We start from the raw sequence: 22668 nt of genomic DNA, 5'->3' as shown, positions 1-22668 counted from the left end.
CTCACCCTCCCAGCACCAACAGCGGGACGTACTGCTCGGCCGACGTCAGCGAACCGTGCTGGCCGCGCAACGCGCTCTCCCCCGGTTCGGCGACCGAGCGGACCACCTCGGACTCGCGCATGACCGCCAGCACGTCCCCGATGCGCGGCCGCACCACGTCGGACACCACCGGGCCGAACCAGCCCTCGTCGATGGCCTGCTCCCCGGTGAGCACCAGCCCGTCGTCGCCGATGCGCTCCCGCCACGCGGCGAGCACCTCGTCGACCGCCCCGGGTTCGGTGTAGACGTGCCGGGCGCGGGCTTCCCCACCGAGCAGCCGCACCCCGTCGGCCAGCACGGGATCGGTGTCGACGTCGTAGGCCGTGGCCGGGTCGACCTCGACCATGCCGTGGTCGGCGATCACCGCCAGCACCGAACCGGGCGGCATCTGGTCGGCCACCGAGGCCACCAGGCGGTCGACCTGGGCCAGCTGCATCCGCCACGGCAGCGAGCCGGGGCCGTGCACGTGGCCGAGCAGGTCGAGGTGGCCGTGGTAGCCGTAGCACAGCCCGGGGCCGTCCCCGCTGAGCGCGTGCAGCAGCTCCGCGGCGAGGTCGCCCAGCGCGCGCTGGCCGCGGAACTCCCCGCCGCGCAGCGCGGCGCGGGTCAGGCCGCTGCCCTCGAACTCCGCGGGCACCGCGGTCCGGACGTCGACCCCGGCCGCCGCGGCGCGCTCCAGCACCGTGGTCGTCGGCTGCGCCCGCTCCGGCGGCCAGCTCTCCAGCATGCTGCGGCGCTCCGAGCCCCGGGAGGCCCAGCTCAGCGGGTGCAGCAGGCCACCGGTCGGTTCGGCGAAGGTGTAGCCGACGAGCCCGTGCTCCCCGGCGCACCGGCCGGTGCCCAGCGAGGTGATGCTGGTGACCGTGGTGGTCGGGAACCCCGCGGTCAGCGGGGACTCGGTGAGCAGACCGGCGAGGAACGGTGCGTCCGCGGCGTGGTCGCGCAGCAGGTCGCGGCCGAGGCCGTCGACGAGCAGCACCGCGGCGGTCCGGCACTCCGGGAAGCCGATGGTGTCGGTGAAGCCCGCCAGCCCCATGGAGCCCAGCAGGGACGGCAGGACGTCGGGCAGTGCACGTCCGTTGGCGTCGGGAGCGACGATCCAGTCCATGGCACCGAACCTCCCACGCGAGCCGCCGTCGGGCTAGACGCCGATGGCGGCTCGTGGCCGTCAGAACCCCATGGAACGACCGATGATCTCCTTCATGATCTCGGTGGTCCCGCCGTAGATGGTCTGGATGCGCGAGTCCAGGAACGCCTTGGCCACCGGGTACTCGGTCATGTAGCCGTAGCCGCCGTGCAGCTGCAGGCAGCGGTCCACCACCCGCTTGTTCAGCTCGCTGAGCCACCACTTCGCCATCGCGGCGTGCTCGGCGTCGAGCTCGCCGCGGACGTGGTCCCGCACGCAGCGGTCGGTGAACACCCGGCCGATCTCGACCTCGGTGGCCATCTCCGCCAGCTCGAAGCGGATGTGCTGGAACTTGCCGATCGGGCGGCCGAAGGCGGTGCGGTCCTTGCAGTACTCCTTGGTGAGACCCAGGACCTTCTCGGCGGTGGCCGCGGAGGCGACCGCGATCGACAGCCGCTCCTGCGGCAGGTTCTGCATCAGGTAGATGAAGCCCTTGCCCTCCTCGCCGAGCAGGTTGGCGGCCGGCACCCGCACGTCGTTGAAGAACAGCTCCGCGGTGTCCTGTGACTTCTGGCCGATCTTGTCCAGGTTGCGGCCGCGCTCGAAGCCGGGCATGCCGCGCTCCACCACGAGCAGGCTGATGCCCTCGTGCCCGGCGTCCGGGTCGGTGCGGGCCACCACGATCACCAGGTCGGCGAGGATGCCGTTGCTGATGAACGTCTTCTGGCCGTTGAGGATGAAGTCGTCGCCGTCGCGCACCGCGGTGGTGCGGATGCCCTGCAGGTCGCTGCCCGCGCCCGGCTCGGTCATGGCGATCGCGGTGATGATCTCGCCCGAGCAGAAGCCCGGCAGCCAGCGCTGCTTCTGCTCCTCGTTGGCGAGCTTGACCAGGTAGGGCGCGACGATGTCGTTGTGCAGCGGGGAGCCGAACCCGGAGATGCCGGCCGCGACCAGCTCCTCGTCGAAGACGACGTTGAACCGGAAGTCGTCGACGCCCCCGCCGCCGTACTGCTCGTCGACGGCGAAGCCGAGCAGGCCCTGCGCACCGGCGGCGAGCCAGGACTCGCGGCTGACCACCCCGGCCGCTTCCCACTCGTCGACGTGCGGCACGAGCTCCTTGTTGATGAACGTGCGCACCGTCTCGCGGAACGCCTCGTGCTCGGGCTCGAACAACTCCCTGCGCATCGGCTCACGCCTCCATCCGTCCGTGCTGGTTGTGCGAGGAAGGGAACCTTCCTGTCACCGCGCCCGAGTCGTGGCGCGAGCATGGGAACCTTCCTGTCACCACCGGCGCTGCTGAGGCCGGCGGTGAGCATGGGAACCTTCCTGTCACCGGCTCAGCCCCTCGGGCCGAACGCGCCCGAGTCGAGCAGGTCCTGGGGGATCTTCCAGTCCTGCGCCACCGCGTCGGTGTGCGCGCCGGGGGTCGCGACCGGGCGCGGCTCGGGGTTGGGGGTGCGGCTGAACCGGGGTGCCGGGGCGGGTTGCAGCACCCCGTCGCGGCGCACCAGGCTCCCGCGGGCCGCCACGTGCGGGTGCGTCTCGGCTTCCGTCATGGACAGCACCGGGGCGACGCAGGCGTCGGAGCCCTCGAACACCTCGGCCCACTCCTGGCGGGTGCGCTGGCGGAAGGTCTCGGCGAAGACCTCCCGCAGCCGGGGCCAGTTCGCCGGGTCGTCGCGGTCGGGCACCTGGCCGGTCAGGCCGAGCCGCTCCAGCAGTTCGGCGTAGAACTGCGGTTCCAGCGCGCCGACCGAGACGTGCTCGCCGTCGGCGGTCTCGTAGACGTCGTAGTAGGGGGCGCCGGTGTCCAGCAGGTTCGTGCCGCGCTCGGTCTTCCAGGCGCCGGTGCCGAGGAAGCTGAACAGCATCGTGCCGAGGTGCGCGGCACCGTCCACGATGGCGGCGTCGACGACCTGCCCGCGGCCGCTGGTGCGCGCTTCGAGCAGCGCCGCCAGCACCCCGACGGCCAGGTACATCGCGCCGCCGCCGAAGTCGCCGAGCAGGTTCGCCGGGACCTGCGGTGGCCCGCCCTCGCGACCGATGGCGTGCAGCATGCCGGTGAGCGAGATGTAGTCGATGTCGTGCCCGGCGGTCGGTGCCAGGGGACCGTCCTGGCCCCAGCCGGTCATCCGCCCGTAGACGAGCTTCGGGTTGACCTCCCAGCACTGCTCGGGGCCGACGCCGAGCCGTTCGGTGACCCCGGGGCGCAGGCCTTCCAGCAGCACGTCGGCCCGTTCGGCGAGGGCGAGCACGGCTTCCGCCCCGCGCTCGTGCTTGAGGTCGACCTGCACCGACCGCTTGCCGCGGTTGAGCAGGTCGCCCTGGCCACCGGAGGCCGTCGGCCGGTCCACCCGCACCACGTCGGCGCCCAGGTCGGCCAGCAGCATCGCGCAGAAGGGCGCCGGGCCGATCCCGGCCAGTTCCACGACCTTGATCCCGGCCAGCGGCCCACCTGTTCCCGTCACGCCACACCCCTCCACGGCCTGTGTCGCGCGACACACGAAGCGCGACGCGTTGAGTGTTACATCGGTGGTGTTACAGACGTCAAGGCTCGCGGCGGAGGCCGCTGCGCACCGCCGGGCGCCTCCCTCGGCCAGCGGCACCTGGCGGATCGCGGGCAGGCACACCGGTGGCGCTCACAGCACCGGTGCGACACCGTTGGTGTTACAGCGGTCGCCGGGTACCGTTGCCGCATGCTCCGAAGTGCGGACGAAGAGCTCACCATCGACGAACTGGCCGCCCGCGCCGGAGTCACCGTGCGCACCGTGCGGTTCTACTCGTCGCGGGGCCTGCTGCCGCCGCCGCGCCTGCGCGGTCGGCTCGGTCTCTACGGCGGGGACCACCTGGCGCGCCTCGACCTCATCCGCGAGCTGCAGGCACTCGGCTTCACGCTCTCGGCGATCGAGCGCCACCTGGCGCGGCTGCCCGAGGACGCCTCCCCTGACGAGCTCGCCCTGCAGCGCGCGCTCATCGCGCCGTGGACCGACGAGCACGCCGAGGACCTCGACCGCCACGAGCTCGACCGCCGCACCGGACGACACCTGGACGACGAGCTGATCGGCCAGCTCGTCGACCTCGGCATCCTGCAGCGCATCCCGGGGTCGGAGAAGCTGCGCGTGCCCAGCCCCGCGATGCTCGGGGTCGGGCTGCAGATCCTCGACCTGGGCCTGCCGTCGGAGATGCTGGTGCAGGCCAAGAACATCGTCGAGGAGCACACCGCGCAGATCGCCGCCGAGCTGCGCGAGCTGTTCGCCGCCAACGTGATACGCCCCTACGTGGAGCGCGGCCGCCCGCAGGACGAGCGGGAACGGGTCCGGGCGGCGACCGACCAGCTGCGGCCGCTGACGATCCAGGTGCTGGTCAACGGCTTCCAGCGCGCGGTCAACGACGTCATCCGCGACCACGTCTGATTCGGCCTGCCGAGCGATCGTGGGCTGCGCCACTGGCCAACGCGGCACCTCGTGCGGTTTCATCGCGTGACGACCATCACGCGCATGGGGAACGTCGAGGGGAGCTCTGCTGCGATGAGCGGAACGGAACCGTGGGCGGCGGCCGCGCTGGAGACGACGCTCCCGCAGCTGTTGTCGCGCAACGTCGCACAGTTCCCGCAGCACCCCGCGCTGACCGACGGGGACCGCACGCTGACCTGGGAGCAGGTCTGGCACGAGGTGCAGGTGGTGGCCGCCGGGCTCGCCGCGCTCGGTCTGCGGCGCGGCCAGGCGGTGCTGATCATGGTGCCGAACCAGGTGGAGCACTGGCTGGTCGACGTCGCGGCCACCCACCTCGGCGCGGTGCCCAGCACCCTCTACCCCACGCTCAGCCAGGAGCAGGTGCACTACATCGCGCACCACAGCCGGGCCAAGGTCGTGGTGCTCGCCGGGGCCGACCAGCTGCGCCGCTGGTCGCAGACGCTGCGCAACGCCTCCGGCGTCGAGCACGTGGTGGTGCTCGACGAGCAGGCGATGGTGTCGGCCGACGAGCGCTTCCGCACCTGGCGACGGCTGCGGGAGCTCGGTGAGCAGCGGCTGCGGGAGGACCCCGAGCTGGTGCGGCGGGCCTCGACGGCGATCGGTCCGGCGGACCCGGCCGCGATCCTCTACACCTCCGGGACCACGGGTGAGCAGAAGGGCGTGGTGCTGACCCACCGCAACATCTGCTTCGCGGCGGCGTCCCTGCACCAGGCCACCCTGGCCGAGCGGCACGCGCCGCGGATCTGCTACCTGCCGCTGGCGCACATCGCCGAGCGGATGGTGAGCATCTACGCGGCCCTGCACGACGTCGCCCACGTGCACTTCTGCGCCGACCAGACGCAGCTGCCCGCAGCCCTGGCGCGCGCCCGGCCGGCGCTGTTCTTCGCCGTGCCGCGGGTGTGGGAGAAGCTCGCCGCCGCCCTCCGGGACGTGCCGGCCGAGCGGCGCACCCCGCAGGCCGCGCGGCGCCTGCGGGCCCGGCTCGGGCTGGACCGCGCCAGCTGGCCGGCCAGCGGCGCCGCCCCGATCGACCGCGAGCTGCTGGAGCTGTTCAGCTCCTTCGGCCTGGACATCTACGAGCTGTGGGGCATGACGGAGACGACCGGGTGCGTGACCACCAACCGCGCCGGAGCGCACCGGCCCGGGACGGTGGGGCAGCCGGTGCCGGGCGTGGAGGTGCGGACCAGCGACGACGGCGAGGTGCTGGTGCGCGGCCCCCTGGTGTGCGCGGGGTACCTCGAGCCCGATGGCGCGATCCGGCCGGCCACCGACGCCGACGGTTGGCTGCACACCGGCGACATCGGGGTGCTCGACGCCGACGGGTTCCTGTCCATCACCGACCGCAAGAAGGAACTGATCATCTCCGCGGGCGGCAAGAACATCGCGCCCACCGCGGTGGAGAACGCGCTGCGCGCGCACCCGCTGATCGGGCACGCGCTGGTGTTCGGCGACCGCAGGCCGTACCTGGTCGCGCTGCTCGTTCTCGACGAGGAGGCGGCGCCGAAGTGGGCGCGCGAGCACGGCCTCGGCGTCACGTCGCTGCGCGACCTCGCCGAGCACCCCGCGGTGCTGTCCGAAGTGGCCGCCGCGGTCGAGGCCGCCAACGCCCGCCTGAACCGGCCGGAGCAGGTCAAGCGCTACCGCGTGCTCGCGCACACGTGGGGCGTCGAGGGCGGGGAGCTGACCCCGACGCTGAAGCTCAAGCGCCGCGTGATCCACGAGAAGTACGCCGACGTCATCGACCAGCTCTACGGCTCGTGACCGCGCCGCTGGCGTGAGGATGGGAACCTTCCTGTCACTCCGGTGCGAGCACGGGAACCTTCCTGTCACGCCAGCGACGCCCGAGCCGCCGTGACCACAGTGGTCTCCGGGTCCCGGCCCGTCCACTTCGGACCCCTCAGGCCCGGGCGGGCTCGGACTCCTCGGCTTCGGACCACCGGGTGGGGTCGCCGGTGATCACCAGGCACACCACGGTGACCAGCGCACCGGCCACCAGGTAGGCGCCGATGGGCCAGGACGCCCCGCCGGCCAGCCCCAGCAGCGCGGTCGCCACGACCGGCGACAGGCCACCGCCGAGCACCGACCCGCCCTGGTAGCCGAGGGACACGCCGGTGTAGCGGACCTTGGTGGGGAACAGCTCGGCGCAGAACGCCGCCATCGGCCCGAACACCGCGGCCGATCCCGCGTAGCCGAGGGTCATGGCCAGCACGATCAGCGCGGGGTCGCCGGTGTCGAGCAGCCAGAACATCGGGAACGCGTAGACGGCGAGGAAGATCCCGCCGCCGAGCATCACCCGGGTGCGCCCCAGGCGGTCGGAGAGGTGGGAGAACAGCAGGATCCCGGCGATCTGCGCCGCCGAGCCGCACAGGCTGCCCACCAGCATCACGTCGCGGGTCGCGCCGAGCTCCTCGGTGCCGTAGGTGAGCAGGAACGTGGTCAGGATGAAGATGAAGGTGTTGAAGCCCAGGTTCACCCCGGCCGACAGCAGGATCTGCCGCCAGGACCGGGCGAACGCCTCGGCGACCGGGAGCCTGGCGCGCTCGCCGCGCTGCCGGATCTTCGCGAACTCGGGGCTCTCGGCCAGCCGCAGCCGCACGTACAGGCCCACGCCCACGAGCACCAGGCTCACCAGGAACGGCAGCCGCCACCCCCAGCTGAGGAACGCGTCCCCGGACAGGGCGGTGGCCCCGGCGAACGCGCCGGTGGCCAGGAACATCCCGGTCGGCGAGCCCAAGAACGTCCAGCCGCCGTACCAGCCGTGCCGGTGCGGGGGCGCGTGCTCGACCGCCATGAGCACCGCGCCGCCCTGCTCCCCGCCCAGGAAGAAGCCCTGCACCAGGCGCAGCGTCACGAGCAGCAGCGGGGCCCACACCCCGACCTGCTGGTAGGTGGGCAGCAGCCCGATCAGCGCGGTGCACGCACCGGTCACGCTCAGCGTGATCACGAGCATCCGCTTGCGGCCCACCAGGTCACCGAAGTGCCCGATGACCGCGGCTCCGAGCGGCCGGGCGAGGAACCCGGCGCCGAACGTGGCGAACGCCAGGAGCGCCCCCACCCACGGGTCACCGGAGGGGAAGAACAGCTTGTTGAACACCACGGCCGCCGCGGTGCCGTAGATCAGGAAGTCGTAGAGCTCGATCGTGTTGCCCACCGCGCTGGCGAACGCGGCCTTGCGCACCGCGACGCGGTCCGGGCCCGCCGATGCCGTTGCCATGAGGTCTCCTGTCGGTCGCGAAAGCCCCGGGGAGCGGTCGTCGCGACCGGCGACGCCCCGGGTCCGCGCACCACGATGGCCAGTGATCGGCGAGGAGTCCACCACCATTTCGCGCAATACCCCACGGATGAGCGACGGAAGACCGCGGCCACACCGCCCGTTCCGTGACCGTTCGTGCAGCAAACCTGCCTGGGGGAACCCCTTTCTGGTGGTCCGAGGGCTCAGGGTGCGGCGCATCGGCCGGCTGCGGCGATAAAGGGAAGCGGAAGGCCACTCCAAACCCAGGAGGACGACGAGATGGTTGACACACGGCTGACCGGCCGCATCTTCCTCACCGCAGCCGCCCTCACCGGCGCTGCGCTCGTCCCGGCGCTGGCCAACGCGGAACCCGCGGCGGAGGCGAACGGGAGCACCCTGCACTTGACCGTCAGCACCCAGAACCGCGACGAGGCGCCCCGCACCGTGGTGCTGAACTGTCACCCCTCGGGCGGCTCGCACCCGCACGCCGACGCCGCGTGCCAGACGCTCGACGCGGTCAACGGCGACCTCAACCTGCTCAGTGAGGGCCAGGCCATGTGCACGCTCCAGTACCAGCCGGTGACCTACACCGCGAGCGGCACCTGGCAGGGCCGCCCGGTGAGCTTCGAGAAGACCTACTCGAACGAGTGCGTCGCGGAGGCCTCCACCGGCAAGGTGTTCGCCTTCTGACCAGCGCGTCGGGCCCCGCGACAGCGGGGCCCGACTGCGTTCCGCGCGCGGGGTGTCACGCTCCGCGCGCGGGTTACCGTGAGCGCATGGCAACCGACCGGGAAGACGCGCGCTGGCCCAAGCGGCTCTACGAGCAGGGCGAGGAACCCGATCCCCGGTTCACCCTCGCCAACGAACGCACCTTCCTGGCCTGGATCCGCACCGCGCTCGCGCTGATGGCCGGTGGCGTCGGCGTGGAAGCGCTCAACGCGGTCACCGGCCAGCCGAATCCACTTCGGACCGCGCTGGCGGTGGTGCTGCTGCTCGCCGGTGTCCTGTGCAGCGCAACGGCTTTCACGCGGTGGATGGCCACCGAGCGCGCTCTGCGCCGCGGTCGTCCGCTTCCGGCCCCGCGCCTGGCCCCGGTGCTCGGCTACGGGCTCGGTGTCATCGGGGTGGCCGCGTGCGTCCTGCTGTTCGTCACCGGGATCTGAGCATGGCGGAGCGACCCGACGGCCCGTGGGACCCGGGACTGCAGGTCGAGCGCACCACGCTGGCGTGGCTGCGGACGGTCCTCGCGTTCGTGGTGGGACTGCTGATGCTGCTGCGCCTGCTGGGGCACGAGAGCGTGGTGGCCGCGGTGGGGTGCGCGGTGATCACGCTGCCGCTCGGCCTGCTCGCCGGGTGGCTGGTCTGGCGCCGCTACCGCAGCAGTGACCAGCGGCTGCGCGAGCGCGTCCCGCTGCCCGGCGGTGGGTTGCCCGCCGCGGTGACCGTGCTGTCGGTGCTGGCGGGCTGCTCGGGCCTGTTCTACGTGCTGGTCTACTGACCGCCGGCGGCGGAGGCCCGGCCCCCGCCGCCGCGCCGTCGCTCAGGCCACGCGCAGGTCGATCTCGACGTTGCCGCGCACCGCGTTCGAGTACGGGCACACCTGGTCGGCCGCCTCGGTCAGTTCCCGGGCCTTGTCTGCGGGCACGCCGGGCAGGTCGACGACCAGGCCGACGCTGAGCTGGTAACCGCCGTTGCCGTTGGGGCCGATGCCGACCTGGGCGGTCACCTTCGAGTCCGTGATGTCGACCTTGGACCGCCGGGCCACCAGCTGCAGCGCGCTGTGGAAGCAGGCCGCGTACCCGGCAGCGAACAGCTGTTCCGGGTTGCTGGCGGCACCGCCGGGTCCGCCCATCTCCTTCGGGATCGCCAGGTCGAGGTCGAGGACGCCGTCCGAGGACCGGGTGTGCCCACCGCGCCCTTCGCCGGTGGCCGTCGCTTCCGCTGTGTAGAGGACTGTCATCTCGCCGACTCCTGCTCCATCCGGGCTGCCGCCGCGTCCAGCGAGGCGGTCAGCCGTTCTACTGTGGACCGCAGCTCGAGCACGTCCTCGGCCTCCAGACCGGTCGCGTCCAGCATGCAGTCCGGGATGTGCCGGGCTCGCTCCTGCAGCTCGCGTCCCTCGGCCGTCAACGCGACGGCCACGGACCGCTCGTCCTCCGCGCTGCGCCGCCGCACCACGAGCCCGCTGCCCTCCAGCCGCTTCAGCAAGGGGGACAACGTGCCCGAGTCCAGCCGCAACGCCGCGCCGAGTTCCTTGACGGTCAGCGACTCCCGCTCCCACAGCACCAACATCACCAGGTACTGCGGGTAGGTGAGCCCGAGCTCGCCGAGGAGCGGCCGGTACAGGTTGGTGAAGGCGCGTGAAGCGCTGTAGAGGGCGAAGCACAACTGCCGGTCCAACGCCAACCGCGACTCCGATCCAGCCATGCCACCATGGTAGCGCGCAATTGAGTTGTGCGCAATTGAATTGGAGACAACTGGGTGGGCGGAGTGGAGCATGGGAACCTTCCTGTCACCTCAGCCGCGGCCCGAACGCGAGGAAGGGAACCTTCCTGTCACCCAGCGGCCGCCGCTACCTGGCGACCGTGACAGGTAGGTTCCCTTCCTCACCTCACCGGCGCGGACGGCGAGACGCCGCTCGCGCCGTGCTCAGCACTCGATGACGTTGACCGCGAGCCCGCCGCGGGCGGTCTCCTTGTACTTGACCTTCATGTCCCGGCCGGTGTCGCGCATCGTCTTGATCACCTTGTCCAGCGACACGAAGTGGTCGCCGTCGCCGCGCAGCGCCATCCGCGCCGCGGTGATCGCCTTGACCGAGGCCACCGCGTTGCGCTCGATGCACGGGATCTGCACCAGGCCGCCGATGGGGTCGCAGGTGAGCCCGAGGTTGTGCTCCATCGCGATCTCCGCGGCGTTCTCCACCTGCCGCGGCGTGCCGCCGAGCACCTCGGCCAGCCCGGCCGCGGCCATCGAGCACGCCGACCCGACCTCGCCCTGGCACCCGACCTCGGCGCCGGAGATCGAGGCGTTCTCCTTGAACAGCACCCCGACCGCGCCCGCGGCCAGCAGGAACCGCACCACCCCGTCCTCGTCGGCGCCCGGCACGAACCGCGTGTAGTAGTGCAGCACCGCCGGCACGATGCCCGCCGCGCCGTTGGTCGGGGCCGTCACCACCCGTCCACCGGCGGCGTTCTCCTCGTTCACCGCCAGCGCGAACAGCGTGACCCACTCCATCGGGTCGTCCTGCCCGGTCAGCGCGGCGGCCAGCTCCGCCGCCCGCCGCTTGACCTTCAGCCCGCCGGGCAGCTCCCCGGTGTTGCGGCACCCGTTGTCCACGCACTCCCGCATGACCTGCCAGATCTCCAGCAGGCCCGTGCGCACGGCGTCCTCGCTGCGCCACGACAGCTCGTTGGCCAGCATGACGCCGCTGATCGGCAATCCGGACTCGGCGGTGCGCTGCAGCAGTTCCGCACCGGTGCGGAACGGCATCGGCAGCTCGGTCTCGTCCGGCTTGATCCGGTCGGCCCCGGTGGCGTCCTCGTCGACGACGAAACCCCCGCCCACCGAGTAGTACACCGCGCTGTCCAGCTCGGTGTCCCCGCCGAACGCGGTGAACCGCATGCCGTTGGGGTGCACCGGCAGCGACTTGCGGCGGTGCATCACCAGGTCACGGTCCACGTCGAACCGGATCTCGTGCACACCGTCCAGCAGCAACCGCCCGGTCGCCCCGATCTCGGTCACCCGGTCCGCCACCGCGGCCGGGTCGACGACCTCTGGCCGGTGGCCCTCCAGGCCCAGCAGCACCGCCTTCGGGCTGCCGTGCCCGTGCCCGGTGGCGCCCAAGGACCCGAACAGCTCCGCCTTGACGCGCGTCACCTGCGACAGCAGTCCCGCGTCGCGCACCCGCCGCGCGAAGCGGCCGGCCGCCCGCATCGGCCCGACCGTGTGCGAGCTCGACGGCCCGATGCCCACTGAGAACAGGTCGAAGACACTGATCGCCATTGATCGCCTCCGCTGCTGCCGGGCGCCGCTACTGCTCGATCAGCTCGGCGTACTGCTCTGGCGTGAGCACAGCACCGGTGCTGGTGGCGCGCACCTCCAGCAGCCAGCCCTCGCCGTACGGCTCGGCGTTGACCAGCGCAGGGTCGTCCACAGCGGCCTCGTTGACCGCGACGACCTCGCCGGTGACCGGCGCGAACAGGTCGCTCACGGACTTGGTGGACTCCAGCTCGCCGCAGGCCTGACCGGCCTCGATCTGCTCGCCGACCTCGGGCAGCTGCACGAAGACGATGTCACCGAGGGCTTCGGCGGCGTGCTGGGTGATGCCGATGCGCACCAGCTCGCCGCGGTCCTGGATCCACTCGTGCTCTTCGGTGTAGCGCAGGTCCTGGGGCAGGGACATGACGGGAGGCTCCAAACGGTCAGGGGACGCCGGTAGCGCCCGGGATGTGCTGGGCCTCCCCCTCTGTTGCCGGAACCTGAGAGCTTCGCCGCAGACCAGCGGCTTGCACCGTGGGTGGCGCGCCGGCAGCGACGCGCGCTTTCCAGAGTTGCCTCGCCCGAACGGTCATGGGTGCCTGAGAGTTTGTGGGGAGTCTTGCTCCTTCGGCGCCTCGCGTCGTTGCGAGGTCTCTCCCGCTCGGGTTCGACGGCCGGTATGCGATTGTCGACGTGCTCAGCAACGATAAACGGGTCCGCTCTGGTGCCACAACGCCCTCCCCCGGCCGGCGGCCAGGCGACCGCAGGTTCTCAGGAGGCCGGTGATGCTGGACGTCCAGGCGCTGGTCGAGCGGGTGGGGCCAGCCCTGCTGCGGGCGGTGGTCGTCCCGGAATCGAGCAAGTGCGTCGGTGACGTCGTCATCGCCGAACCGGACCAGCACCCGACCGTGGTCGACGGCGACCTCGTGCTGGGGGTGGCCGTCGTGGACCGGGAGCAGGCGGTGGAGCTGGTGCGCGTCTGCGGTGAGCAGGGCGCGGCGGCGGTGCTGCTCAAACCGCCGATCGACGAACGGCTCGTGACCACGGCCGAGAAGACCGGGGTCGCGCTGGTCGAGGTCCGCCCGGAGTCCGCGTGGGCGCAGCTGGTGTGGTTGGTCCGGGCGGCGCTGGCCCGGACGGGCATCGACGAGCCGGACACGCGCACCGGCGTCGGCGACCTGTTCCGGCTCGCCGACGCGGTGGCCGACGTGGTGGACGCGCCGGTGACGATCGAGGACGCGCACTCCCAGGTGCTGGCCTACTCGGCCCGGCAGGACCTCACCGACCCCGCGCGGGTGTCGACGATCATGGGACGCAGGCAGCCGGCCGACGTGCTCGCCAAGTTCCGGGCCCGCGGCACGTTCCGCAAGATCAGCAAGGGCAGCTCGGCGATCTTCGTGCCCGCTCAGCAGGACGGCACGCTGCCCCGGCTGGTGGTGCCGATCAGGATGGGCGGCGAGCTGCTCGGTTCCATGTGGGCGGTGGTGCCCGGCGAGGTCTCCGAGGAGCGCGCGACGGCGTTCGCCGACACCGCTCCCCTGGTCGCGCTGCAGCTGCTGCGCTGGCGGGCGGTCGCCGACGCCGAGCGGCGCCGCAGCGCCGAGCAGGTGCGGCTGCTGCTGGAAGGCGGCGAGGGGTGGCGGGCCGCGGCCAACGAACTGGCGGTGCCGAACGAACCGCACCGGGTGATCGCGATCGAGATGCCCGCCTCCGCCGGCCCCGCCGAGGGGCACCGGCTCGCGCTGTGGGAGTGGATCACCCGGGGGATCGGCCGCCGTCCCCTGGTCACCGAGATCGGCACCATGCTCTACGCGGTGGTGCCGGACCGCGACCGCGGCGGCTGGCAGGAGTTGCGCAGCGCACTGGCCTCGCACGACATGACACCGCGCCCGCTGATCGCGGTGGGCACCGCGGTGGCGGTCGCCGAGCTGCACCAGTCCCGGTCGCAGGCCGAAGAGCTGGTGAGCCTGCTGCGCACCGGCCGGCTGCAGGAGCGGGTGGCGGTGTACGAGGACTACTGGCACCTGCTGGTGCTCAGCCGCATGGCGGGGGCGGCGACCGACGCGGGGGTCGGCTCGCTGGGGCCGCTGTCGCTGCTGCGCGAGCACGACCGCACCCAGGGCACCGAGTACCTCGAGACGCTGCGCGCCCACCTGCGCCACCCCGGCGACCCGCGGCAGGCGAGCGCGGAGCTGCGGGTGCACCCCAACACCTTCCGCTACCGGATGAAGCGGCTCACCCAGCTGGTCGACATCGACCTCGACGACCCCGACGTCCGCTCCGCCCTGCTCGTCCAGCTGCTCGCCGACCGCTGGGCCCAGCACGGCTGAGAGGAAGGGAACCTTCCTGTCATCCCAGCCCTGACCTGAGGAAGGGAACCTTCCTGTCACCTGCCACGGCCCGGCTTGTGAGCACGGGAACCTTCCTGTCACCAGGCGCGGACCGAGGCCCAGGGCACGGCCCCGCGGCGGGAGCGGGCTTGTGCTGCGAGCACAAACCGCTCGGGGCAATCTCATCGCGTGGGAATGATGCGCCTCGCACACCGGCGGCGGATCGTGGTGCGCAACAGAAAGACGAAAGGATTCCGCCGTGAAGATCGCCGTGCCGCGCGAGATCAAGAACAACGAGTACCGGGTCGCGATCACCCCTGCGGGCGTGCACGAATTCACCACCCGTGGGCACGAGGTCTTCGTCGAGGCCGACGCGGGCGCGGGTTCCTCGATCCCTGACGAGGACTACCTCGCCGCGGGCGCGAAGGTCCTGCCCAACGCCGAGGACGTGTGGGCCGAGGGCCAGCTGGTGCTCAAGGTCAAGGAGCCGATCGCCGAGGAGTACCCGCGGCTGCGCCGCGACCAGGTGCTGTTCACCTACCTGCACTTGGCCGCCTCCGCCGAGCTCACCGACGCGATGCTGGACTCCGGGGTCACCGGCATCGCCTACGAGACGGTGCAGACGGCCAACGGCAGCCTGCCGCTGCTCGCGCCGATGAGCGAGGTCGCGGGCCGGCTCGCCCCGCAGGTCGGCGCTTATTCGCTGATGCGTCCCAGCGGCGGCCGCGGTGTGCTGCCGGGTGGCGTGCCGGGCGTGCACCCGGCGCGGGTCGTGGTCATCGGTGGCGGTGTGGCCGGGCTGAACGCCGCGCGCGTCGCGCTGGGCATGGGCGCGGACGTGGAGCTGCTGGACACCAACGTGGACAAGCTGCGGGAGATCGACCGCGACTTCCACGGCCAGATCCGCACCGTCACCTCCAACCGCTACACCGTCGAGCAGGCGGTGCGCGCCGCTGACCTGGTCATCGGCGCGGTGCTGATCCCGGGCGCGAAGGCCCCGAAGCTGGTGTCCAACCACCTGGTGTCGGAGATGAAGCCGGGCAGCGTGCTGGTGGACATCGCGATCGACCAGGGCGGCTGCTTCGCCGACTCGCACCCGACCACGCACGACGACCCGACCTACCGGGTGCACGACTCGGTCTTCTACTGCGTGGCGAACATGCCGGGCGCGGTGCCCAACACCTCGACGCACGCGCTCACCAACGTCACCCTGCCCTACGCGCTGCGGATCGCCGACCAGGGCTGGCAGGACGCGTGCCGGGCGGACGCCGCGCTGGCGGGCGGTCTCAACACCCACGACGGCCAGCTGGTCAACGCGCCGGTGGCCGAGGCGCACGGGCGCACCCACACCCCGGTCAGCGACATCCTGTCCTGAGCCCCCTGCGCGAACCCCGCTGTCGGACGCCGGCGGCGGGGTTCGTCGCGTCTGGCGTGACAGGAAGGTTCCCATCCTCACGTCGCAGGCGGGGCCCCGGGCAGGCGTGCGGGCTCCGGCGGCCGGTGACGGAGTGCGCAGGAACGTGCAGCGACGCGGCGTGCTTGATCGCGAAAAAGATTCACACGGTTGAGGGGGCGGCCCGCTCAACCAGCCTGGGGGTCACCGGGAGCAGGCCGCCACCCTCAGTGTATGCCACGCTCGCCCGTTTGCCGACGACGCGAGCAGCCACTCAGCGGGCATTTTCGAGCCGAATCGGTAACCACTCGATGGAGTGATAAGTCCTCGTTCGTCGTGCAGGCGCGGGCGCGGCGTGCCGATGTCACCCGTTGGGTCGAAGCCCGGCTGCTCCGTTCGCCGGGCTGCCGTACGCGCATCGACGGGAGGCGACGTGGTGGACGCAGAGTTGCGCAAGGCCGTTCTCGACCGGCTCGACGACGTGGACCGGGTGGTGGACGACGGTTCCCCCGAGACGCTGCTCCCGGTCGCCCGCACGCAGCTCTACCGGCTCACCGCCGGGCTGCGGGCACTGCTCGACGAGCACGAGCCCGGCGAGGACGGCAGGTGCCCGTCGTGCCAGGGGACCACCCGCAGCCGACCCTGGCCGTGCACCGCCTGGCAGACCGCGCACCGGCAGCTCATCGGCCACCACTCCAGCACACCGGCCCGCGTCCCGCGGCTGACCGCGCTGCGCCGCAGGCCGTGCCTCGCACCCGCCCACACCCCCGCCTGGCCGGAGGCCGACGTCGAGGTCCTCCCCCAGCCGATCGTCTCCTCGGTCGGCTCCGGCCCCAGCGACTGGGACACCGACCAGTTCACCCGCCCCGACCTGACCGTCCGGCAACCGGGCGAGCCGCCGGTCGGTGGGCACCTCGAGACCGACCACCGCAAGATCCACCGCGCGTGGGTGGTCGACGGCGGCATCCAGTGGCCCTAGCAGCACCCGAGCTGGGAAAACGACCACTCCGCACCTGAGCCCCGCACCGGTCCGGCAGGATGGGCGGTGATGGGTGGACCAGGTGACGCGGGAGGGCGTGTGCACGACGGCAGCGGCCGGATCATCGTGCGAGGTCTCAGCAAGAGCTACGGGCCGGTGCACGCGGTCCGGGACCTGCACTTCACGGTGGAGCCGGGAACGGTCACCGGCTTCCTCGGGCCGAACGGCTCCGGGAAGACCACCACGCTGCGCATGATCCTCGGCCTGGTCACGCCCACGGCGGGCACCGCCACCATCAACGGCCTGCCGTTCCACCAGCTGCCGAACCCGGCCTCGGTGATCGGCGCCGTCCTCGACGCGCAGAGCTTCCACCCGGGCCGCACCGCGCAGAACCACCTGCGCTGCTACGCGGCGGCCATGAACGTGCCGGACGAGCAGGCCGACCGGGCGCTCGAGCTCGTCGGGCTGACCCCCGCCGCCAAGCGCAAGCCCAGTGGGTTCTCGCTGGGCATGCGGCAGCGGTTGGCCCTGGCCACGGCGCTGCTCGCCGACCCGCAGGTCCTCGTGCTGGACGAGCCCGCGAACGGGCTGGACCCGGAGGGCATCGCCTGGCTGCGCAACTTCCTCAAGGCCTTCGCCGCGAGCGGCCGCACGGTGCTCATGTCCAGCCACTTCCTCCGGGAGATCGAGCACACCGTGGACCAGCTGGTGGTCATCAGCCGCGGGCAGTGCGTCTACGACGGCAGCATCGACCAGCTGCGCGCCCAGCAGCAGTCGCGGGCGCTGGTGCAGGCCGCGGACCCGGGTGCGCTCGCCGCGAAGCTGCAGGAGTCCGGCTTCCGCGTCGAGTCGCTGCCCGACGGCCGGCTGGCGGTGCTGGGCGCGGACTCCCGCACGGTCGCCGACCTGGCGCTGGAGGCCGGGGTGGCGCTCTACGGCATGCAGGACGAACGGATCGGACTGGAGCAGTTGTTCTTCCAGCTCACCAGCGGCCAGTACACCGGGGTCCCGCAGGCGGGCCCGGACGCCCAGGTGTGGGCGCGGCCGGTCGGCCAGCAGCACGGTGACCAGCGCGGACTCGGGGGGAAGTTGTGATGGGCCCGATGGTCAAGGCCGAGTTCCGCAAGACCTTCACGACCAACCTGTGGTGGGCGCTGCTCATCCCGGCGGCGTTGATCGGCTTCGGGTCCGGGTGGATGGGCAGCACGTTCGCCGGGATCATCAACAGCTTCGAACCGCTGGACCGGCCCGTGCCGCTGGCCCTGCTGTCGGTGGCCGCGTCGACGAACTTCAGCACCATCTTCGGCGCCCTGTTCGGGGCGCTGTCCGTCGCCGGGGAGTACCGGCACAAGACGATCACGACGAGCTTCCTCACCGCCAACCCGCGCGGCGCGGTGCTCGTCGCGAAGCTCGTGGTGGCCGCGGCCGTGGGCGCGGGGTACGGGGTGGTCACCGTGCTGAGCGCGGGCCTCGGCGCGCTGATCGGCGTCAGCCAGGGCTTCGGCGGCTTCGGTGACCTCGGCGACTGCCTGGGCGTCGCCGGGGCCTGTGTGCTGTCGATGGTGCTGTGGACGCTGCTCGGCGTCGGGTTCGGCGCGCTCGTCGCCAACGCCGTGCTGGCGGTCATCCTGCCGCTGGTCTACAAGTTCGTCGTCGAGTTCATCCTCTCGATGGCGCTGGCGGGCTCCGACGGCTCCGCCGTCAGCCCCTACCTGCCGGGGGCGGCGGGGAACGGGATCGTGTCCAACCTCGCCGTGCCGCTGTTCATCGCGGGCGTGGCCGGGCCGGACGAGCCCGACGTGCCGCGGGCGGCGTTCGAGATCCTGCACCTGTTCTTCGGCGGCGACTACGGGCACGCGTGGTGGGCGAGCCTGCTGACCTTCCTCGCCTACACCGCTGTGTTCGTCGCCGGTGGCTGGTGGGCCAGCCAGCGCCGCGACGTCGCCTGAACCCCGGGTGGAGGAGGGGAACCTTCCTGTCATCCCCGCACGCCCGGTGACGTGAGGAGGGGAACCTTCCTGTCACCTCCGCACGCCCGGTGACGTGAGGACGGGAACCTTCCTGTCACCGCCGAACCGCCCCGGGTGGGAGGGAGGTCCCCTCCTCACCGCTTGGCGGGGGTCACACCGCGGGTTCGGACGAGCTGCGCGGTCGGTGGCGGGACATAACCTGGCGGGGTGAGCGACTCCGACAATCCCCGTCCGTCATCCGGTGGTTGGATCCGTCGCCTCTTCGCCGCTTGTCGACGGCACCCGGTAGCCCTCTCGCTGGCGATGGGTGCGTCCGTCACCGCCGTCGGCCTGGAGGCGCTGGTCCCGCTGTTGACCAAGCTGGCGGTGGACGACGCCGTCGCGCACTCCACCAGCAGGCTGTGGTGGATCGTGATCGCCCTGCTCGGGCTCGGCGTGTTCCGCTTCGCGGCGGCGTTCGTCCGCCGCTACAGCGCGGGCCGGCTGGCGCTCGACGTGCAGCACGACCTGCGCCGCGCGGTGTTCGCCGCGATGCAGCGGCTGGACGGCGGCAAGCAGGACGCGTTGCGCACCGGGCAGGTGGTGTCGCGGTCGATCAGCGACCTGCAGCTGGTGAACTCGCTGCTGGCGATGTTCCCGCTGGCGGCCGGGACGGCGGTGCTGGCGCTGTTCGCGATCGTGGCGATGCTGTGGTTGTCGCCGCTGCTCACCGTGGTGTCGCTGGTCGTGGCGCCGCTGATCGCGGTGGTCTCGGCCCGCAGCAAGAAGCGGTTGTTCCCGGCGACCTGGGCGGCCCAGCAGCGCGCCGCGGACATCGCCCAGCACGTCGAGGAGACGGTCACCGGGGTCCGGGTGGTCAAGGGCTTCGGGCAGGAGGACCGCGAGGTCGGGCGCCTGGAGGCCCGGGCGCGACGGCTGTTCGGCGCGCGGTTGCGGGCCGCCCGGATGACCTCGACCCCGGCGGCGAGCCTGGCTTCGCTGCCCTCGGCGGGACAGGTCGGGGTGCTCGGCCTCGGCGGCTGGATGGTGCTCAACGGGCAGGTCAGCCTGGGCACGTTCGTGGCGTTCGCCGGCTACGTGGCGATGCTCGCGGGCCCGGCCCGCATGTTGTCCAGCGTGGTGATCCAGGCGCAGCTGGCCCGCGCCGGGGTCGAGCGGATCCACGAGCTGGTCGACTCGCAGCCCGAGGTGGAGGAGAAGCCGGACGCGGTGCGGCTGCCGGACGGCCCGCTGGAGGTCCGGTTCGACGACGTCACCTTCGGCTACACCCGGGACCAGCCGGTGCTGTCGGAGGCGTCGCTGGTGGTGCGGCCGGGTGAGACGGTGGCGCTGGTGGGGCCGGCCGGCTCGGGCAAGTCGACGGTCTCGCTGCTGCTGCCGCGCTTCTACGACGTGCACTCGGGCAGCGTCGCGATCCGGCCCGCCGAGGACGGCGCGGCCGCCCACGACATCCGCGACCTGCAGCTGGACTCGCTGCGCAGCGCCGTGGGCGTGGTGTTCGAGGAGGCGTTCCTGTTCTCCGACACCATCCGCGGCAACATCGCCTACGGCCGGCCGGACGCCTCGGACGCCGACGTGATCGCCGCGGCGAAGGCCGCCGAGGCGCACGAGTTCATCACCTCGCTCCCCGACGGCTACGACACGGAGGTCGGGGAACGCGGTCTGACGCTCTCCGGCGGTCAGCGGCAGCGGGTGGCGCTCGCCCGGGCGCTGCTGTCGAACCCGCGGATCCTGGTGCTCGACGACGCCACCTCGGCGGTCGACCCGGCGACCGAAGCGGCGATCCACGAGACCCTGCGCTCGGTGACCGCGCAGCGCACGACGCTGCTCATCGCGCACCGGCGCTCGACGCTGGCGCTGGCCGACCGGATCGCGGTGCTGGACGAGGGCCGGGTGGTCGACGTCGGCACCGAGGAGGAGCTGGCGGAGCGCTGCGAGCTGTTCCGGTCGCTGCTGGCCGGTCCCGGCGAGTCCATCGACGCCCCCAGCGACGGCGCGCACACCTCCCACGGCGTCACGCCTGAGCTGTGGCCGGAACCGGAGGAGCCCGAACCGGTCGCCGCCGCGGTCGGCGGGTCGCGCGGGACGGGCCCGATGTCGATGCCGCCGACGCCGGAGCTCATCGAGGGCATCCGCAAGCTGCCCCCGGCCGTGGACGAGCCGCGGCTGCGCGACGAGGACCCCACCGCGCCGGACCCGGACTTCAAGCTGTCGCGGCTGCTGCGGCCGATCCGCTGGGGCCTGCTGCTGACCGTGCTGCTGGTCGCCGGGGACGCGCTGACCTCGGTCGCGCTGCCGTCGCTGGTGCGCCACGGCATCGACAGCGGTGTCAGCTCCGGTGACGTGGACGTGCTGTGGCGGGCGACGGCGTTGGCCGCGGTGATCGTCTGCGCCGGGTGGCTGGTGGTCAGGCTGCAGACCATCATCACGGCGCGGACCGGCGAGACCCTGCTCTACCTGCTGCGGTTGCGCAGCTTCGCGCACCTGCAGCGGCTCGGCCTGGACTACTTCGAGCGCGAGCTCGCGGGCCGGATCATGACGCGGATGACCACCGACGTCGACGCGCTGTCGACGTTCCTGCAGACCGGGCTGGCGACGTTCGTGGTGAGCGTGCTCACCCTGGTCGGCATCGCGGGCGCGCTGCTGGTGACCGACGTGTCGCTGGCGCTGGTCGCGATGGCGGTGCTGCCGGTGCTGCTGGTGGCGACGGTGGTCTTCCGCCGCGTGTCGTCGACGGCCTACGCCGAGGCGCGCGAGCGGGTCAGCACGGTCAACGCCGACCTGCAGGAGAACGTCTCGGGGATGCGGGTCGCGCAGGCGCACCGCCGTGAGGGGCACGCGGCGAAGCTGTTCGCGCAGCGCAGCGACGCCTACCGCCGGTCGCGGCTGCGCGCCCAGCGCTACATCGCCACCTACTTCCCGTTCGTGTCGCTGCTGTCGGAGGTCGCGCAGGCGGCGGTGCTCGGGGTGGGCGCCGCGCGGGTCGCCTCGGGTGACTTGACCGCGGGTGTGCTGGTGGCGTTCCTGCTCTACCTCGGGTTGTTCTTCTCCCCGGTGCAGCAGCTGTCCGGGGTCTTCGACGGCTACCAGCAGGCCAAGGTCGGGTTGCGGCGCATCGGCGACCTGCTGCGCACGCCGACCTCCGTGCCCGCGCCGAGCGACCCGGCACCGGTGCCCGAGCGGTTCGAGGGCGAGGTGGAGCTGCGGGAGGTGTCGTTCCGCTACCCCGGCACCGAGCAGTACGCGCTGCGCGACGTCTCGCTGCGGGTGCGCCCCGGGGAGACCGTCGCGCTGGTCGGCGCCACCGGTGCGGGCAAGTCGACGCTGATCAAGCTGATCGCGCGGTTCTACGACGTCACCGAGGGGGCGGTGCTGGTCGACGGGGTGGACGTGCGCCGCTACGACCTGGCCGCGTTCCACCGCAGGCTGGCGGTGGTGCCGCAGGAGGGGCACCTGTTCACCGGGGACGTCGCGGACAACATCGCCTACGCGCGGCCGGACGCGGAGCCCGCCGAGGTGGAGGGCGCGGCCCGGGCGGTCGGCGCGCTGCCGGGGATCGCGATGCTGCCCCGCGGCTTCCGCCAGCAGGTCGGTGAGCGCGGGCGCGGCCTGTCCGCCGGCCAGCGGCAGCTGGTGGCGCTGGCCCGCGCGGAGCTGGTCGACCCGGACGTGCTGCTGCTCGACGAGGCGACCGCGGCGCTGGACCCGGCCACGGAGTCGATGGTGATCGCGGCGAGTGACCAGCTGGCCGCCAAGCGGACCACGTTCGTGGTCGCGCACCGGCTGGCGACGGCCGCCCGCGCGGACCGCATCGTCGTCGTCGACGACGGCCGGATCGTCGAGCAGGGCTCCCACGACGAGCTCCTCGCCGCAGGCGGCCACTACGCGCGCCTGTGGCGCGCGGCGGACCCGACCGCGGAGCGGCCCCCGATCGCCGACACCTCCAGCATCGCCTGACGGCGGTGGAGGATGGGAACCTTCCTGTCACGCGGCACCCGCCGGCGACGTGCGGATGGGAACCTCCCTGTCACCCCTGCGGCCGCGGCGCCGGGGTGACCGGTGGAGTGAGGATGGGAACCTTCCTGTCACCCACCGCCCCGCAGGCGTGGCGCGGGACACGTCCCGGCCCCGCCGGGCGGGGGCGGGAG

General features: G+C 72.4%; 19 protein-coding genes and 2 riboswitches. Of the genes, 11 read left to right on the top strand and 8 right to left on the bottom strand.

What is annotated here, in order from left to right:
• Nucleotide 1: 1 nt before the first annotated feature.
• The 3 genes from HNR68_RS07795 to HNR68_RS07785 form a co-directional block, all read right to left on the bottom strand.
• Entirely contained in the window at nt 2-1147 is a 1146-nt protein-coding gene (locus HNR68_RS07795; RefSeq protein ID WP_179719041.1) for an alkaline phosphatase family protein, read from the bottom strand.
• A 60-nt stretch (nt 1148-1207) separates the two neighbouring features.
• Nucleotides 1208-2350, bottom strand: coding sequence for an acyl-CoA dehydrogenase family protein (locus HNR68_RS07790; protein WP_179719039.1), 1143 nt, complete (start codon nt 2348-2350; stop codon nt 1208-1210).
• Nucleotides 2351-2502: 152 nt separating this feature from the next.
• A complete protein-coding gene (locus HNR68_RS07785; RefSeq protein ID WP_179719037.1) occupies nt 2503-3633 on the bottom strand; it encodes a CoA transferase in 1131 nt (376 codons plus the stop codon).
• A gap of 228 nt (nt 3634-3861) precedes the next feature.
• Between HNR68_RS07785 and HNR68_RS07780 the strand changes: the two genes are divergently transcribed.
• Together HNR68_RS07780 and HNR68_RS07775 are read left to right on the top strand one after the other, a co-directional pair.
• Nucleotides 3862-4578: a MerR family transcriptional regulator gene (locus tag HNR68_RS07780; protein WP_179719035.1), complete on the top strand. Its 717-nt coding sequence runs from the start codon at nt 3862-3864 to the stop codon at nt 4576-4578.
• A 114-nt stretch (nt 4579-4692) separates the two neighbouring features.
• On the top strand, nt 4693-6399 hold the full coding sequence (locus HNR68_RS07775) for an AMP-dependent synthetase/ligase (RefSeq protein WP_179719033.1): 1707 nt from the start codon (nt 4693-4695) through the stop codon (nt 6397-6399).
• 136 nt (nt 6400-6535) lie between these two features.
• Here the strand turns inward: HNR68_RS07775 and HNR68_RS07770 are convergent, their stop codons facing one another.
• Complete coding sequence (locus tag HNR68_RS07770; protein ID WP_179719031.1) at nt 6536-7852, bottom strand: MFS transporter; 1317 nt, start codon at nt 7850-7852, stop codon at nt 6536-6538.
• Between the two features lie 297 nt (nt 7853-8149).
• Between HNR68_RS07770 and HNR68_RS07765 the strand changes: the two genes are divergently transcribed.
• From HNR68_RS07765 to HNR68_RS07755, 3 genes are all read left to right on the top strand, one after another.
• Complete coding sequence (locus HNR68_RS07765; RefSeq protein ID WP_179719029.1) at nt 8150-8560, top strand: SSI family serine proteinase inhibitor; 411 nt, start codon at nt 8150-8152, stop codon at nt 8558-8560.
• Between the two features lie 86 nt (nt 8561-8646).
• Nucleotides 8647-9033, top strand: coding sequence for a YidH family protein (locus HNR68_RS07760; protein ID WP_179719027.1), 387 nt, complete (start codon nt 8647-8649; stop codon nt 9031-9033).
• A gap of 2 nt (nt 9034-9035) precedes the next feature.
• Complete coding sequence (locus HNR68_RS07755; protein WP_179719025.1) at nt 9036-9368, top strand: DUF202 domain-containing protein; 333 nt, start codon at nt 9036-9038, stop codon at nt 9366-9368.
• Nucleotides 9369-9410: 42 nt separating this feature from the next.
• Here the strand turns inward: HNR68_RS07755 and HNR68_RS07750 are convergent, their stop codons facing one another.
• The 4 genes from HNR68_RS07750 to gcvH all read right to left on the bottom strand — a co-directional run bounded on the left by HNR68_RS07750 (nt 9411) and on the right by gcvH (nt 12272).
• A complete protein-coding gene (locus HNR68_RS07750; RefSeq protein ID WP_179719024.1) occupies nt 9411-9830 on the bottom strand; it encodes an organic hydroperoxide resistance protein in 420 nt (139 codons plus the stop codon).
• Entirely contained in the window at nt 9827-10297 is a 471-nt protein-coding gene (locus HNR68_RS07745; protein ID WP_179719021.1) for a MarR family winged helix-turn-helix transcriptional regulator, read from the bottom strand. Before HNR68_RS07745 ends, HNR68_RS07750 begins: the two co-directional genes overlap by 4 nt.
• Before the next feature lie 222 nt (nt 10298-10519).
• The gene (locus HNR68_RS07740; protein ID WP_179719019.1) at nt 10520-11872 is read right to left on the bottom strand and encodes an L-serine ammonia-lyase; all 1353 of its coding nucleotides are present in this window, start codon (nt 11870-11872) and stop codon (nt 10520-10522) included.
• Nucleotides 11873-11900: 28 nt separating this feature from the next.
• Nucleotides 11901-12272 carry a glycine cleavage system protein GcvH gene (gene gcvH, locus HNR68_RS07735; RefSeq protein WP_179719018.1) on the bottom strand — a complete coding sequence of 124 codons (372 nt, stop codon included), beginning with the start codon at nt 12270-12272 and terminating at the stop codon, nt 11901-11903.
• 53 nt (nt 12273-12325) lie between these two features.
• Nucleotides 12326-12424, bottom strand: a riboswitch (glycine riboswitch).
• A riboswitch (glycine riboswitch) is annotated at nt 12425-12518 on the bottom strand.
• A 115-nt stretch (nt 12519-12633) separates the two neighbouring features.
• On the opposite strand from gcvH, the gene HNR68_RS07730 reads away from it, so the two are divergent.
• The 6 genes from HNR68_RS07730 to HNR68_RS07705 all read left to right on the top strand — a co-directional run bounded on the left by HNR68_RS07730 (nt 12634) and on the right by HNR68_RS07705 (nt 22477).
• Nucleotides 12634-14178 (top strand): PucR family transcriptional regulator, encoded by a 1545-nt coding sequence (locus tag HNR68_RS07730; protein WP_179719016.1) that lies wholly within the window; start codon nt 12634-12636, stop codon nt 14176-14178.
• 259 nt (nt 14179-14437) lie between these two features.
• A complete protein-coding gene (gene ald, locus HNR68_RS07725) occupies nt 14438-15553 on the top strand; it encodes an alanine dehydrogenase (RefSeq protein WP_179719014.1) in 1116 nt (371 codons plus the stop codon).
• A gap of 451 nt (nt 15554-16004) precedes the next feature.
• Entirely contained in the window at nt 16005-16550 is a 546-nt protein-coding gene (locus tag HNR68_RS07720) for a hypothetical protein (RefSeq protein ID WP_218888225.1), read from the top strand.
• 99 nt (nt 16551-16649) lie between these two features.
• On the top strand, nt 16650-17645 hold the full coding sequence (locus HNR68_RS07715) for an ATP-binding cassette domain-containing protein (protein ID WP_179719012.1): 996 nt from the start codon (nt 16650-16652) through the stop codon (nt 17643-17645).
• Nucleotides 17645-18499, top strand: a complete 855-nt coding sequence (locus HNR68_RS07710; protein ID WP_179719010.1) for an ABC transporter permease subunit — start codon at nt 17645-17647, stop codon at nt 18497-18499. The genes HNR68_RS07715 and HNR68_RS07710 overlap by 1 nt, the downstream gene beginning before the upstream one ends.
• 324 nt (nt 18500-18823) lie before the next feature.
• Nucleotides 18824-22477 carry an ABC transporter ATP-binding protein gene (locus tag HNR68_RS07705; protein WP_218888223.1) on the top strand — a complete coding sequence of 1218 codons (3654 nt, stop codon included), beginning with the start codon at nt 18824-18826 and terminating at the stop codon, nt 22475-22477.
• Nucleotides 22478-22668: the final 191 nt, after the last annotated feature.

It is taken from the genome of Saccharopolyspora hordei, from assembly GCF_013410345.1.
In the GTDB taxonomy this organism is placed as follows: Bacteria; Actinomycetota; Actinomycetes; order Mycobacteriales; family Pseudonocardiaceae; genus Saccharopolyspora; species Saccharopolyspora hordei.
Note: the sequence above shows the minus strand (reverse complement) of the source record. Positions and strands in the feature narration are given on the sequence as shown.

What these genes read in the sequence shown, in the direction of transcription:
- HNR68_RS07795 (WP_179719041.1), bottom strand. Translation starts at nt 1,147, where the DNA reads ATGGACTGGATCGTCGCTCCCGACGCCAACGGACGTGCACTGCCCGAC.
- HNR68_RS07790 (WP_179719039.1), bottom strand. Translation starts at nt 2,350, where the DNA reads ATGCGCAGGGAGTTGTTCGAGCCCGAGCACGAGGCGTTCCGCGAGACG.
- HNR68_RS07780 (WP_179719035.1), top strand. Translation starts at nt 3,862, where the DNA reads ATGCTCCGAAGTGCGGACGAAGAGCTCACCATCGACGAACTGGCCGCC.
- HNR68_RS07775 (WP_179719033.1), top strand. Translation starts at nt 4,693, where the DNA reads ATGAGCGGAACGGAACCGTGGGCGGCGGCCGCGCTGGAGACGACGCTC.
- HNR68_RS07770 (WP_179719031.1), bottom strand. Translation starts at nt 7,852, where the DNA reads ATGGCAACGGCATCGGCGGGCCCGGACCGCGTCGCGGTGCGCAAGGCC.
- HNR68_RS07765 (WP_179719029.1), top strand. Translation starts at nt 8,150, where the DNA reads ATGGTTGACACACGGCTGACCGGCCGCATCTTCCTCACCGCAGCCGCC.
- HNR68_RS07760 (WP_179719027.1), top strand. Translation starts at nt 8,647, where the DNA reads ATGGCAACCGACCGGGAAGACGCGCGCTGGCCCAAGCGGCTCTACGAG.
- HNR68_RS07755 (WP_179719025.1), top strand. Translation starts at nt 9,036, where the DNA reads ATGGCGGAGCGACCCGACGGCCCGTGGGACCCGGGACTGCAGGTCGAG.
- HNR68_RS07750 (WP_179719024.1), bottom strand. Translation starts at nt 9,830, where the DNA reads ATGACAGTCCTCTACACAGCGGAAGCGACGGCCACCGGCGAAGGGCGC.
- HNR68_RS07745 (WP_179719021.1), bottom strand. Translation starts at nt 10,297, where the DNA reads ATGGCTGGATCGGAGTCGCGGTTGGCGTTGGACCGGCAGTTGTGCTTC.
- HNR68_RS07740 (WP_179719019.1), bottom strand. Translation starts at nt 11,872, where the DNA reads ATGGCGATCAGTGTCTTCGACCTGTTCTCAGTGGGCATCGGGCCGTCG.
- gcvH (WP_179719018.1), bottom strand. Translation starts at nt 12,272, where the DNA reads ATGTCCCTGCCCCAGGACCTGCGCTACACCGAAGAGCACGAGTGGATC.
- HNR68_RS07730 (WP_179719016.1), top strand. Translation starts at nt 12,634, where the DNA reads ATGCTGGACGTCCAGGCGCTGGTCGAGCGGGTGGGGCCAGCCCTGCTG.
- HNR68_RS07710 (WP_179719010.1), top strand. Translation starts at nt 17,645, where the DNA reads ATGGGCCCGATGGTCAAGGCCGAGTTCCGCAAGACCTTCACGACCAAC.
- HNR68_RS07705 (WP_218888223.1), top strand. Translation starts at nt 18,824, where the DNA reads ATGGGTGCGTCCGTCACCGCCGTCGGCCTGGAGGCGCTGGTCCCGCTG.